8 protein-coding genes are annotated in these 14603 nt (G+C 30.2%); all 8 read left to right on the top strand.

Features of this window, described 5'->3' with window-relative positions; all coding sequences use genetic code 4:
* The 8 genes from metK to QJQ40_RS01980 all read left to right on the top strand — a co-directional run bounded on the left by metK (position 1) and on the right by QJQ40_RS01980 (position 14514).
* Positions 1 to 1152, top strand: coding sequence for a methionine adenosyltransferase (metK, locus tag QJQ40_RS02015; RefSeq protein WP_282860978.1), 1152 nt, complete (start codon positions 1 to 3; stop codon positions 1150 to 1152).
* A 113-nt stretch (positions 1153 to 1265) separates the two neighbouring features.
* A complete protein-coding gene (locus QJQ40_RS02010; RefSeq protein WP_282860977.1) occupies positions 1266 to 2216 on the top strand; it encodes a hypothetical protein in 951 nt (316 codons plus the stop codon).
* Positions 2210 to 3481: a putative immunoglobulin-blocking virulence protein gene (locus QJQ40_RS02005; RefSeq protein ID WP_318034737.1), complete on the top strand. Its 1272-nt coding sequence runs from the start codon at positions 2210 to 2212 to the stop codon at positions 3479 to 3481. Before QJQ40_RS02010 ends, QJQ40_RS02005 begins: the two co-directional genes overlap by 7 nt.
* An 825-nt stretch (positions 3482 to 4306) precedes the next feature.
* The gene (locus QJQ40_RS02000; protein WP_282860976.1) at positions 4307 to 6556 is read left to right on the top strand and encodes a putative immunoglobulin-blocking virulence protein; all 2250 of its coding nucleotides are present in this window, start codon (positions 4307 to 4309) and stop codon (positions 6554 to 6556) included.
* A gap of 792 nt (positions 6557 to 7348) precedes the next feature.
* A complete protein-coding gene (locus QJQ40_RS01995; protein ID WP_282860975.1) occupies positions 7349 to 7570 on the top strand; it encodes a hypothetical protein in 222 nt (73 codons plus the stop codon).
* Positions 7525 to 8559 carry a restriction endonuclease subunit S gene (locus QJQ40_RS01990; RefSeq protein WP_318034736.1) on the top strand — a complete coding sequence of 345 codons (1035 nt, stop codon included), beginning with the start codon at positions 7525 to 7527 and terminating at the stop codon, positions 8557 to 8559. Before QJQ40_RS01995 ends, QJQ40_RS01990 begins: the two co-directional genes overlap by 46 nt.
* 72 nt (positions 8560 to 8631) lie before the next feature.
* Positions 8632 to 11538 carry a P97 family adhesin gene (locus tag QJQ40_RS01985; RefSeq protein ID WP_282860974.1) on the top strand — a complete coding sequence of 969 codons (2907 nt, stop codon included), beginning with the start codon at positions 8632 to 8634 and terminating at the stop codon, positions 11536 to 11538.
* A gap of 21 nt (positions 11539 to 11559) precedes the next feature.
* The gene (locus QJQ40_RS01980) at positions 11560 to 14514 is read left to right on the top strand and encodes a P110/LppT family adhesin N-terminal domain (protein WP_282860973.1); all 2955 of its coding nucleotides are present in this window, start codon (positions 11560 to 11562) and stop codon (positions 14512 to 14514) included.
* The last annotated feature ends 89 nt before the right edge of the window (positions 14515 to 14603 follow it).

The following is a 14603-nucleotide window of genomic DNA, read 5'->3' as shown; positions in this document are numbered from 1 at the left end:
ATGAAAATATCGAAAATTTCAGTCGCCGAATCTGTTGGAAAAGGTCATCCTGATAAAATTTGTGACCAAATTGCTGACTCAATTCTTGATAAACTTTTAGATCAAGATCCAAACTCGCGGGCGGCAATTGAAGTGATGGCTTCAAATCGACTTATTATTATCGGCGGTGAAATTTCCACACAAGGCTATGTTGATTTTATCAAAACTGCTTGAGAAATTCTGTTTGAAATCGGCTATACCGAAAATGATTTTACAATAATTTCGAATGTAAATAACCAGTCAAAAGAAATTTCTAGTCTTGTAAATCGTTCTCAAAATAGCCTTGGTGCTGGTGATCAGTCGATTGTTTATGGTTTTGCCACTAATGAGACTAAAAATTTTATGCCGCTCGCCCAAAGTCTTGCACACTCTTTGGTTCAAAAAGCCGAATTTTACCGTAAAAATGGCCAGTTTTTAGAAGCCCTTGCTGACATGAAATCGCAAGTTGAAGTTGTCTATGATCAAGACGACCGCCCAAAAATAACTAAAATGTTAATGTCAATTCAGCATTTAAAAAATTATGACATAACTCGCTTTCGCGACTTTGTATTAAATAAAATTATGATCCCAACCGCCAAAGAATACGATCTAAATTCTGATTTTAAAACTTTCATTAATCAAGCTGGTGAATTTACAATCGGTGGGCCAATTGGTGATAGTGGTCTGACTGGGCGAAAAATAATTATTGACTCCTACGGAGATGCAGCTCACCATGGCGGTGGAGCTTTTAGTGGAAAAGACTATACAAAAGTTGATCGAAGTGGAGCTTATATTGCCCGTTATATTGCAAAAAATCTAGTTGCCGCTAATTTAGCAGATGAAATTGAAATTCAACTCTCATACCAAATTGGCTCTGAATTTCCTGATTTAGTTAATATTACTTATGTTAAAAACCCTAAATTTAGCACAGATCAAATTAGCCAAATTATTAGAGATGTTTTTGATCTTCGACTTGCTAATTTAGTTAGTCAACTTGGATTGTGAAAGCCAATTTACCAAAATCTTGCAGTTTATGGACATTTTGGCCGCGATGATCTTGATCTTAGCTTTGAAAAGACTGATTATGTTGAGAAAATTCACCAATATTTATCAAAGCAAAACTGAAAAAATTAGCCCTATTTTTTTAAGATTTTTTACTACCTATTTTTGTAATTTATATTATAATTTATATTGAATAAGTTAAACATAAAATAAGTAAAACAAAGTAATTTGCAAAAGGAGATATCATGGTACTGTATTTATCAAAAAGAAAAAAAATAATTGCCGTTTCATTGCTTGGACTATCCGTTGCCAGTGCAGCTTATATTCCGAGTGTTTTTTCGGGTAGTATTTTTGATCCTTTAGAAGTTTCCTATTCAACATCAACTCCTTCAATAGTTTTAAAAAACACCCCAAATGATGTTAATTTTTCTCCTGTAGCAAATACAAATTTTATCAATCCACCTAAAAAACAAAATCTACCAGAAGCTCCTATTCCAAGTCCAGGACCAAAAATAGTTGTCCCAAAACCAGTTGAAACTGTCCAACCTCCAACAGTCAAGAAAATTGACAACCCAGTTCCTCAGTCAACACCAAAAGCAAAACCAAGACCAATCTCACCAATCGTTACCCCAATTCGAACTATTGCCCGCCCAACTCCTCGTCCGGTCCAAAGAGTAAGAACAATTCAAACAGTTACTCCCCCAGCAGTCCAAAGTCGACCGGTAACTCCTACTTTTACCCCGCCTGCTCCTACTCCTTCAGTTTCTTATCAGCAAGTTGATACAAACGGTAAATATGGCCAAGCTCTCCAAAACCTTAGATTTCGAGCTTCAACTAATGTAACTACTGCTAATTCAAATATCGAAAGAATAACAGCTGAAATTCAGGAATTACAAAGACAACAAAATCAAAAACATTTGTCAGTTTACTGATCAGGGTCAAAAGTTGAAGGTACTGAAGAATATAACGAGCGTCTTAAAGTTTGAAATGAAAGTTATAAAGTCCAAATTAACAAAAAAAGATATGAACTTGAACGTCAACAATACGATTTAAAGTACCACTCTGAACGTAGAGCCCGTTTTGAACAAGGACGCCTAGATAGCCAAGAAATTGGTCTGCTTGAAAAGGTTATACTCCCGATAGAGAAACCGACGGATGAAAACCTAGAAATAATCATGTCGAAAAAGCAATTATAGCTAATAATGCAAGAGGAATTGCGCCTTATAATAGCCGGTGGCCAAATCAAGACTCAACAGTTTTAAGTAGCCTATCTCGTCCAGGTTGATCTGGCGGACTAAATAATCCTAGCTCACATGTAAATGATTCAAGTTTTACTTCAGCTCTACAAACAGCGGGTATTCCTAATGGTACCAATGCTATTCGCTTAATCCAATACAAGAAAGACGCCGGTAATACCGCTGGAGATAATAGTATTAGACAATTCAAATCCCTTTATTTAGACTCTTCAGATCCAACTGCTCTGTCAAAATTTGAAAGCATTCTTGAAACTTTAGCTAAATCTCATAGTGATTTAAAAGAAGTTGTACTTCAAAATGTTAAAGGCGACTATACCTCAACAATTGAACAAATTATCTCAAAACTGCCTAAATCAATTACTTCCTTGCGTCTTTTTGTTGAAGACAACAAAGGACTTGAGGCTCTTTCAAAATTAGAAAATCATAAACTTACTGAATTATCACTTTATTCAAATACTCAAAAAGAAACCGGAACTTGAGCTATCAATCCTAATGGTCTTAAAAATGTTGACTTTATTAAATGAGACTTTGTGGATAAAGCAAGTATAAATCTTTATAATCCTAGCGCAAAACTACCTGGTTCAATTCGTTTTGATACGCTTAGTTGAACAAAAGATCTAGGAAGTACTGAAAAAATTAATGAAGGACTAAAAATTGCTTTTGGATCAAAAATTAATCAGCGAGTATTCCAAGGAGTTTTTGGAGGCCGTGGGGGCTATCCACCTAACCTTGATTTTTCTAAAACCGATATAAAAACTTTTAAAGATATTAAATTTGACGAGGCTAACAATGAATTTAATCGTCAAATTTCAACATGAGAAACTGACACTGGTCAACCAGAAAAAGCTAACTTTTTCTTAAAATTCCGCGACATTTCCTTTGGAATCGACGCTAATAGTTCTACTTCAGGACCAAAAACTTACACTGTTGAGCTTGATAAATTTGATGGTCAATTCCAAAAAAGATTGAATTTTGGGCCTTTGTTTTCAAATATTTTCATTAAGGACAAAGACGGAAAACAAGTTCAGGGTGCAACTTTAGTTCTTAAAGGAACTTTTTCTCCAAGTGCCAAAACTGACTTAGAACATTTCCTAAAAGCTGCAAAGCGAACTGATGCTTTCAGTAAAATTCAAGTTGATTCTTCTTTGGCTTCCCAACTTGGTAGCTCAATTGAAGGAATACCTGTTGAAACTAAAGTATCCTAAAAATCCTTAAAAATTTTTAAATATACAAAAATCCAGCTTTAAATAGTAAAAGCTGGATTTTTTATTATAATTTAGAATATTCCTGAGTTTGGCAGTTTGAGGGTAAAAATTCACTTTTATCGAATATAGGTATGCAAAAATACCGGTAAATCCGTACTTTTAAGCTACAACCTTAACTTTTATTATTTTAAAATCAGCCCTTTGTAAAAAAAAAAAAAAAAAATGCTTGGTCTAAAAAAAATTTCTGTTATAATAGAGTCACTAAGAATGAATTAATAAATTTTGATATTGAATTAGGGAGGAATTAGTTATGTTTTTTGTCTAATGCGCACTGATAGTGCGAATTATCCATTATGTTTTTAAATATAATGGAATGCCTTAAATTTGACCGTTTAGAAATCTACAAATTTATGGCTTTTAATTATGGCTCTTTCAAAACTTCATATATTTTTTTAGGCTCGCTGCAAATAAAAACGAGTTTTCTATTTGCATTGAGTTTAAATAGTAGTTGTATTTTTTTGTGATTTTTGTCAGTGTTTTAACTAAAAAAGCTAGTTTAAATATTTTATAATTTTGCTTTTTTAGTTAAAAATGCCGTAAAACTGGAAATTTTTTTAAGATTATCTCATCAAACTGGGAAACTCAGCAAGGGTTACCGATTGAGGCTAAAACTTCCTAAAAATCGTTAAAAATTTTTTGGACAAAAAATTTTGTTTTTTTTAAAAAATCATTTATAATAATTTCTAAATCTATCTAAAAACAAAATTAGCTAAAATTTAAATTCAAAATTTGCCTAATTTTGTTTTTTTGTTTTAGGAGGTTAAAATGCAAATTTTTTATGTCTCAAAGCGCAAAAAATATCTAATAGGAGCAGCAGCAAGCGCTATTGCCGTTAGCTTTTCCTTTGCATTAAATGAAGTAGTAAATAATTTTAACTGAGAATCTCCTTTGGTTGCTTATTCACCAGAAGCACCATCAATAATTCTTAAAAATATACCAAATGACACTGCTTTTAATTCGCCAGTTACAAATTCTAAATTTACACCAGTCCAAAAACCAGAACCTAAAAAAATTGAATCAGATGCCCAAGTGGTCCAACCACAAAAAGTTGAAAAAATCCCGCCAAAAGTTGAAATTCCAAAACAAGTTAAAAAAATTGCTATTGCCACTCCTAAGCCTCAACCTGCTCCAAAAATAACAAGAAGAATAGTTAGTCGAGTTGAGTCAACCGTCCCAATTCCAGCTCCAAGTGTTTCAAGAACTGCAAGTTCGCCAGTTCATAGCACAGCAACCACTACCCAAAGAATCCAAACTTCGCCAAGACAATCTCAATCAGTTAATGTTTCACCCGGAGCAGTTGAGCGAGCAAAAGCCAACTGGCGTTTAGGTCTTGCTGCTTCAACACGAAGAACTGAGGCAAATATTGCCGCACGAGTAGCTGAAATTGCCGAACTAGAGCGCCAGTTAAAACATGAATTTAAACGTTATTACCCTAATGGCACCGACGAACAAAAAAAAGTATTTGAAGAAAGTCTAAGATACCAAATTTGAGTAGCAAATAATTACAAAACTAGAGAAGATAATTACTTAAAATTTTTAAAACAACAAGCAATAGAAGGTCCAAAATTTACTGATGTTCAATACAAATTAATCGAGCGCGGAATGACTGTTGATACTAATGATCATCACGGTTGAGTTTTTGTAAATCCTGATGACAACCCAATAACAGGAAAAAATGGACTTTATCGTCAACGGAACCAAAATCGTCTTTTAAGTAATGAAGGTTGAGTTCAACGTAATCCACACGGAATTGCTAATCAAAACTATGAAGGTTGAGACAAAGCCGATATTTCTTCTAACAGTGAATGAAAAACTGAAATTGACAAAGTTGCCGGTTCAGGTTCTGGCTCAATAAAAGTTTACCAATATACTCAAAACGCCCAAAATAAACATAAAGCTGTAAAATCCCAAATTATTGCTGTTTCAATTGATGCAAATGATAAAAATGCTTTTGAAAAATTCCAGGAATTTTTAAAATCAAATGTTGGCAACAAAATTGATGCTGTTGTTCTTAAAAATGTCGGCACAAAAAATAAAAACCAAAATATTGACAAAATTTTGCAAGCCTTACCAAATAATGTCCAAAAACTAACTTTATTTTTAGATGACCAAAAAGCAATAAATGGCCTGTCAGCACTTCGGGGCAAAAAACTTAAAGAATTAGAACTCTATTCTAACGAAAAAGCAATCGCTGATAACTGAGCAATTAATCCAAATGCCGTTGCTGATGTTGATTTTATTAGTTTTGATTATAATAACGCCGCTGATTTTCACAAAAACACACCTGATGAGCAAATTCCTGGATCAATTTTATTTGACACACTCCGTTGAGATAAAGGAGATAGTGAACAGAAAATCACCGAAGGTTTAAAATTAGCTTTTGGCTCCAAAATTTACCAACGTCCATTTCAAGGTCGCCATGGTGGTAAAGGTGGCTATCCTCCAAAACTAGATTTTTCTGAAACAAATATTAAAACAATTAAAAACCTTAAATTTGATGAAGTTGACCAAATTTTTAATGATAACATTAAAAACTGAAAAGAAGATAAATATGCATCTCAAGACTATGAAGGCTTTAAAAAGCTAAGATTTACTGATATTTATTTTGCCGCTGATACTAATTCTGGATCTAGCACTAATTCAGGTCCAACTTTTTCAGCTAATGTTTCCGATTTTGAAGGCTCAAAATATACTGACAAATTAAGTGGAATTTCTGAACGTTATGACAGTCCTTCTGGGCGAATTTATTTTCGTGACCAAGCTGGGCAAAATCAGCAAAATGTTACATTTAATATAAGTGGAACTCCAAACGAAGATGCCAAAGAACAACTTAAAGCTTTTGTTGAAGCAGTAAATAATACTTATCCTTTTAGCAAAATTGTTGTAGATTCAGAACAAATTAAACAAGATCTAATTAATTTCTATCAAGAAAAAACTAAAGATCCAAGACAAAAACAAGCATCACAAGGTAAATTTGCCTTGCGTGAAATAAGTGTTAAATCCTCATCATCATAATTTAGACTACTAAAAATTTTAAATATAAAAAAATCCAACTTTCACTATTTAAAGGTGGATTTTTTATTATCTTAAGTTTCCCAGTTTGACGGTAAAACTTCACTTTTTAGTGAATATAAACACGGATAAATACCGGTAAATCCGTGTTTTTTGAGCTAAAATCTTAATTTCTATTATTTCAAATCTAACCTTTTGCAAAAAAAAAAAAAAATGCTTGGTCTAAAATAAAATTATGTTATAATGAATTTCACTTAAGAATAAATTAATAAATTTTGATATTGAATTAAGGGGGAATTAATTATGTTTTTGCCATAAAAAAATCAGAAAATGCGAATTATCCATTATATTTTTAAATATGATGGAATGCCTTAAATTTAACCGTTTAGAAATCTTCAAATTTAGGGCTTTTATTTATTGTTCTTTCAAAACTTCATATATTTTTTTAGGCTCAGTGTGAATAAAAACGAGTTTTCTATTTGCATTGAGTTTAAATAGTAGTTATGTTTTTTTATGATTTTTGTCAGTGTTTTAGCTAAAAAAGGTAGTTTAAATATTTTATAATTTTGCTTTTTTAGTTTAAAAAGTGCCCAAAATCCGACCTTTTTTAAGATTATCTCACAAACCGGAAAACTCAGGAGGTAAATTTACCTTGCGAGAAATAAGTGTTAAACCCTCTTTAGAGTTTTCATCATAATTTAAACTCTAAAAAACTTTTAAATATAAAAAAATCCTGCTTTTACTATTTAAAGGTGCATTTTTTATTATAATTTAGAATATTTAAAGGACTAATTAATGAATAAAAAGCCAAATATACCGCTAGTTAAATTCAAAGACTTCAATTCAGTTTGAATTAGTGATCAAGTTAAAAATTTATTTGAGATTTCCCGAGGCCAATCACTAACCAAAAACCAAATAAAAACTAAACCTGTAGAGAGAGAGAGAGAGAGAGAGAGAGAGAGAGCAGCTACATCTACCCGGTTTACTCATCGCAAACAGAAAATCAGGGGATTTTAGGCTATTATAACGAGTTTTTGGCTGAAAATGTAATAACTTGGACCACCGCCGGTGTAAATGCTGGATCTGTTAATTTTCGAAAAGTCAAATTTTTTGCAACAGGTTCTTGTGGAATAGTAACTTCAAAAAAATATCCTGAAAACGAATTTTTTGCTATTGCTATTGGATTGCAAACGAAAAAAAATGTCACAAATGGTATTATTCCTTCACTAAAAATTATCGATATGGCTCAAATTGAGTTAAAATTCACCCCTGATCTTAGCGAGCAACAAAAAATTTCTCAACTTTTTGAGACTTTTGAAAACTTAGCAAACAAACTTGAGGAAAAAATTCACCTTTTAAAAGATCTTAAAAATAATCTAACAAAAAAAATGTTTACTGATATAAGTTCAGATTTTCCTTTAATTAGATTTAAGGGCTTTAATCAACCTTGAAAAACTGAGCAAATTAGTGATCTTTTTCAAACTTATAAAAACAAAAACTCAAATAATTTAAAACTTATAAGTTATTCAGTTTCAAATAAACTTGGATTTGTAAGCCAAAAACAACTTTTTAAAAAAGGTGGAAAAGCAATTTTTGCAAATAAAGACAACTCACAAATAATAGCAAAAAATTCTTTTGCATTTAATCCTTCAAGAATTCAAGTCGGTTCGCTAGCTTTATATAAAAATTTTTTGCCTGGATTAATTAGTCCGATGTATGAAGTTTTTAAACTTAAAAAAGATTATAATTCTGATTATTTTTTAATTTGATTTAAAACCGAAATTTTTAAAAAATTGATGCTAAAAAGTACAAACAAATCTGTTAGACATATTTTTCGTCTTAATGAAATTGAAAAATATTTTATAAAAGTCGCTGATACTGTCGAGCAAGAGAAAATTTGGCAACTTTTTGAAACTTTCGACTCACTAATTGCTGCTTATGAACAAAAAGCAGAATATTTTAAGAATTTAAAAACAAGTTTTATCACAAAAATGTTTGTTTATTAGCTAATTTAAGGGATTTGTTTCCTTTTTTTGTTTTTTTTGTTAAAATTTTTTACAGAACACATAGGAGGAAAAGTGACGAAAAGTACAATCACTAAAAAACTACTAACTAAAAAAAATATTTTTCTTTTAGGGCTAAGTACTATTGCTGGTGGAGTAATTATTGCCACTCCGCTACTCATTTTTGCAAATTTAGAACTAAAAAACCCGCGAATTGATGTGCAAAACCAAGCAAAATCAATTTCTTTTATTAGTATAAAGGACAAATATTTAAATGCTAATTCAGACTATTTAGATCTAAAAAAGAAACTTTTGAACGACGATAACACCAAAAAAACTGACATTGATTTAACAGATTTTTTTGATTTTTACCAGACTAACAACTCTAGCATTCCCGTTAATTTTTCAACCGATCATAATTGAAAACCTTTCAAATTGGAAATTTTTGATATCAAACCTGATGATAATGAGCAAACATTTGAGGTTTACTGGCGAGTTTTGCAAAAATTAGACGACAATAAAACAGCAACTTCTGACTTATTTAAACAAAAAGTTGCCTATAATTATGTTCCAGATTATTCACTTTCTAATTTTTCAACTTACTCAGAAGACCAGCTCAAGAAATTAAGACCTTATACAAATAGCGAGGTTAATTTTTCTTTTAAAAAAGAATTAACAAAGCTAATTTCAGTTGAAGATTTCCAAAAAGAAGTTAATAGCGCAAAAAATGACACTGAAGCTAGAGAAATTATTAACAAATATTTTAACCTTGATGAAACAATTTCAGAAATTTTTAGCAATAAAAGCTTTTACTTTGAATCTGAAAGTGGTATTCAAAAACCTCGCTATGATATAAATTTGGTAAAAGATCAAATTATAACTGATCGATATTTAGTAAAAACAGCAACTCCTGGGGTTTATAAATTGACCTTTGTTGCCCAGTTTTCTTCTGATTTTTCAAAGGAAATTGCCGCTGATATCAACAAGAATTCCAAATTTTTCCTTACTACTCAACTCAATTTAAGTGATTCTTTCCTTGATAATTCAATTAGCGATGATATTGTTTTAAGTGAATTTTCTGACAGTGATTATTTTCCAATAAATAATTTTAGTCAAAATAATTCAACTTTAATTACAGGGTGAGATTTTCTAAATTATTATAATAATGAAATTTTTGCAACCAAAGAAAAGCGTGCCGATTTTCTTAATTCACTTATTGAAAAAACTGTAAAAACACCACTAATATCAAAAATTAGATTCGAAAATAAACTAGCAAATTTAAATTTTAACCAAATTTCAAAATTTTTAGATGTTCAAATAAAACTAGATTCTGAACAAGTTAATCTAGATTTTAAAGATAACAACGTTGTTGCCCAAATTAACGGTGATATTGTTATTAAAGATAAAAGAAATGATAAAATTGTTGCTACAAAAAAATTTTCTCAAAGTATTAAAAATTTTGATATATTAGCTCAAAATGACCCTGATTTTGCAGCTTCAGTTAACAAAGGTAGTTTGTCTATTGAGCCAAAAGTCCAGGAAACTGTTGCAAAAGCTAATCAAAAAGGAATTCCAAAAGAAGAATTATTAGCACTAATTCAGTCAAATAATTTCGATAAATTAAAAAAAGTTCTTCAAAATTCCCGTTATTATGGTTTTAGATTTGACGAAACCCAATTAAAATCAATGGTTAATAGTTATAATTTGCCAACTGTTGAAGATTTAATTAAAAACTCAAATGTCGATGATGCAGCCTCTAAAGGTATAACATCAATTTCTTCTAATTATTTCAATAGTGACGAGAAAATTTCACAATTTTTGTCATTTTTATCAAAACAAGACATTAGTTTTGTCGCAAAATATTGGTTTGATTATTTTAAACATTTTGGATTAATAGAAGCTGGTACAAACTGGCCAGAAAATTTTGATATTAATGAATTATTTAAAAAATTAAGCGACATTAAAATTAAGCCTACAAAACAACCACGGGGTCAAGCAACTGAAGAAACTGGTGAGCCCAAAGTTTGACTTTTTTCATTTAACTATGATTTTTTAAAGTCTAATGACCATCTTGAAAATAGTTTTTATATTAATAACGAGCTTAAAAATACTCTTAATTTGATGAAAACAAATTCATCTTTTAGTCCTGAATATTTTGTAAAACAGATTGAATTACATGCAAAACAACTCAGTGCAACTGATTTTGCACAGCAAGACAATAAAAATAATATTGAAAATCTTACCGATTTTCTTGCAGCTTTTTATTCATTAGCTTATTCAAAACAAAAGAGTCAAAAACTTTTTACTGGTAATTTTGGTAAAGATTTTAATTACAAAATTCAATTTAGCCTGGAACCTAATTTAACAAATGTTGATACTTTAGAAAAAACAGATGCCGAAAAATTAAAAGTAAAATATTGATATAATATTGGCTCAGTTGATAAAAACGGCGATCTAGTTAGCGTTATTTATCAAACAAAAAAATCAGAAATTGAACTAAAAATTAATTCTGAAAACAAACTTTTAAGTGATGAAGTTGATAAATTAGATGAAATTGCCTCAACTTTTTCACCTAGTTCACAAATAGTTTTCTTAACCAAAGAAGACTTTGATGATTTTAAAAATCGAATCAATCTCGCTGTATCAAAATCAGATGAGAATAAACCGGTATCTGTTGATAAAGAAGTAGAAAAACTACCTTTTAGCAGTTATTTAACCTTTGAACACAAAGATTTAGATTTAGGCTTTTATGCAATAAAAAAAGCAAAATCAACTCAAACACAAGGTACAACAGACACAACAACACAAACTACTACCGACACTGACATTAGCGGTGTAATTGAGAAAATTACTAACCTGACTAGCCCAGTTCAACATAATTTATTTTTATATCTTTATGATAAAAAGAGTCCTCAAAATTTCTCAAGTCAACCTATCCGCGTTATTATCATGGAGCACACAAGCTCTTTATTCTTAAAATAAAAACTTATAAAGGAAATTGTTATGAAAAAGCTTAAATTAAATCATATAATTTTTGCAATTATTGGAGTTAGCGCGGTCGTTAGTGTTTCTGCCAGTGTTCCGTATTTAGTCTCCTTACAGTCAAAAAATTACAATTCAAAATTATCCGAATTTGACGAAAAACTAGCGAATGCTACAAATCTAAATGTTAATTCTGAATTTAACACTACTGAATTTGATAGTTTAGTTGCTAATTTAAAACTCAAGTCAAAATTTGCTAAAAAATTAAGTGCTTCTGATGCCCTAGATTTGCATTTTGATAAAGCATATAATTTTGACTTAAATAATGCAATTGATTTTAGTCAAATTAGTCAAAAATATCCAGATTTAAATTTCAGATTGGTTATTCCAAGGAGTCAATCTGAAGTAAAAATTGAGTCAAATAAAATAAAAAATCTTGCTGTTAATATTTCAAATTCAAGTAAAAGCATAAATTATACAGCAAGTTTTGACTTAGATTTTTCCGATCAAGATAAAACCTTGAATTTTTCACCACAAAATTTGAGTGCATCAATTAGTCTTTTAAATCAAGATTTTTTAGAAGGAAAAACTGCAACCGAAATTGCTATTTTGTTTTATAAAGAATTTAAGGAAAATTTTGAAAAAACAAAAAATTCAAGTTCAGCATTATTTGCAACATTTTCTAAATTTGGCGGAATTTCCTTTAATATAAATTCTGAACCGGTTTTTGTTTTTCCTTCCAATTTTGAAATAAAACCTGAATTGCAAGAAGAAAAATTAAATTTTACAAATGTTGATGATGTTAATAATAAAATTGATTTAGCATTAAGTTTATTTGATAAAAAAACACAAAAAAGTAGCAAATTAACACTTAACTTTGTTGATGTTCCTAAGAAAAAACACCAAAAAAAATCTTCTGAATTTTTAAAAATTTTCAAAAAAAATTATAAATTTAACTCAACAATTTCTAAACATTTAGCGCAAAACAAACTTAGCGTATCAGAATATTTTGCCCAAAATCCTCAAAATTTAAATCTTGAGCAGTTTAATTCTTGGTTTACTTCAAATTCAAATGAAAATGAAAACGAAAATAAAAGATTTCTAGAAGAAATTAAAGATTTAATCCCTAATTTTAGCCCAAAAAGTGTCACTTTTTCAGTAAAAGAAAACAAAAATAATCCTAAAAATTCTAATATTGTCAATGTTGGACTAAATATTGAAGGTAATTTTGCTGAAAAAACATTACTTCCTTTAGGTCTAAAACTTGGCGAAGATAATGCTTATACTTTCCATTTTGAACTAGAATTTGATGCAAACGAAGAAATTTATGGCGCATATTTTAAAAATGCAATTGAGAGTTTTGATCAGCAAGGGTCACAAGATATTGACAACTTAAGTTTTGAAATCAAGAAAGACTTGCCAATTACAGTTTTTGCTTCAACAATTGATGATAAAATCCAACCTTTTTTAAATAAACCTTACGATATAAAAAATATAACAACCCAACTAACCCCTTTTTTCGATGCTCTTAATTTTTTTGCAACAAAAAGTAATAAAATTAATCAGACTCAAATAACATCAACTACTGATCAGGCTGCTGATCAGGGTGCTGAAGGTATAACTCAGGGAGCCGAAGGTGCAACCGCACCTACACCTGTTGCTACAAATGTTAGCGCCTTACCAACCTTATTCCAAGATGATACATCAGATTCAAATACTTCTTCAGATTCAGCTTCAACCTCTCCTTCAAACCCAGATCCAACTACCCCTCCAACTACACAACCAACTCCTCCAAGCCAATCTCCAGAAACAACTACCGCGCCAAGTGATCAATCTTTAGGTGATTACCTAAAAAAACTTCTTGAAAATCTTGAAAAATCTGATCTTCCTGAAGGGACTTCTATTTATTTTTCTAGAGATTTTCAAGATGAGACCTATGAAATTAATCTTAAGATTAAAACCCCTAATGGAATTGAAAGAAATTTAACAGTTGAACTTGATAATGTAAATAAAGAAAATAAACTTTATAAATCTTTTTCTGACACCGTAAAAACTCACATATTTTTAGATTGAAAAACTAATGTTGAAACAGAAGAACAATCTTTAGATGGCAAAAAACAGCAAGTTGTAAAATCAATTTCAGCTGTTAATAATCCAAATTTTAGATTTAAGGCAAATGAAGCTCCTTCAAAAATATTAAAACAAAAAGTTCATATTGATGAACAAGAACAAGGTATTTATCTAGCCGAAGGTGGAATTTCTTTAGAGAATGATTCAAAAACCAACAAAGATCTAAAATTAGAAAGCGGCACTTCCTTGCTTTATGCTTTTAAACCAAGTAAATTACCTCAGACAGATGCGCTCCAATATTTTTTACTAAAAACAGGTGAAGAAGAAAACGATTTTAACTTAATTATTGAAAAGGAATTATTTATCCCGGGTGTTTTTAAAATTGGTGCTGATTTTTCTAAACCTAAACCTAAGCCAACCCATGGTATAAGTTTTAATAACAAAAAAGAAGGATTTCAATCAACATATAATGGTAAATTAGAGTTAAAATTAGAAAAAAGTACTGATGGAGGACCCCTTGAACCTAGTTTGCAACTCGACCCAAAAAATCGTCACTCAATATTCCAAGATTTTCTTAATAATTCTGAATCCACTATTATTTTACGTGTAGATATTGAAAAAAAAGATAGCAAATCGATTATGAATATGAAGTTTTATTCTACCGAATCTGATGATGCTAAAAAACCAATTTTCACCTGAGAGCGCGATATACCAGGAAATGCAAAATTAAATTTTAAAAAAGGCTTTACTTTTGGAACCACTAAATCAGAAAATCAAAAGAGCCTCAACGAAAGCGAAAGACCTGAAACTGGAATCACCTTTAAAGGTTTTGTTTTTTTTGACACACCTCAAAGTGAAGAAGAATATAATAAACTTTTTGAAAAATTTAGATCCGAATATCTCTAATCACAAATTTTAATTATAAAAAAACCTCGTAAAAACGAGGTTTTTTTATAATTAAGCAACAAAATTTAGACCAAAACAAAATAAATTAC

Source organism: Mesomycoplasma ovipneumoniae (assembly GCF_030012565.1).
Classification (GTDB): Bacteria; Bacillota_I; Bacilli_A; order Mycoplasmatales; family Metamycoplasmataceae; genus Mesomycoplasma; species Mesomycoplasma ovipneumoniae_D.
The sequence above is the reverse complement of the archived record's forward strand: the minus strand, read 5'-3'. Positions and strand labels throughout refer to the sequence as shown.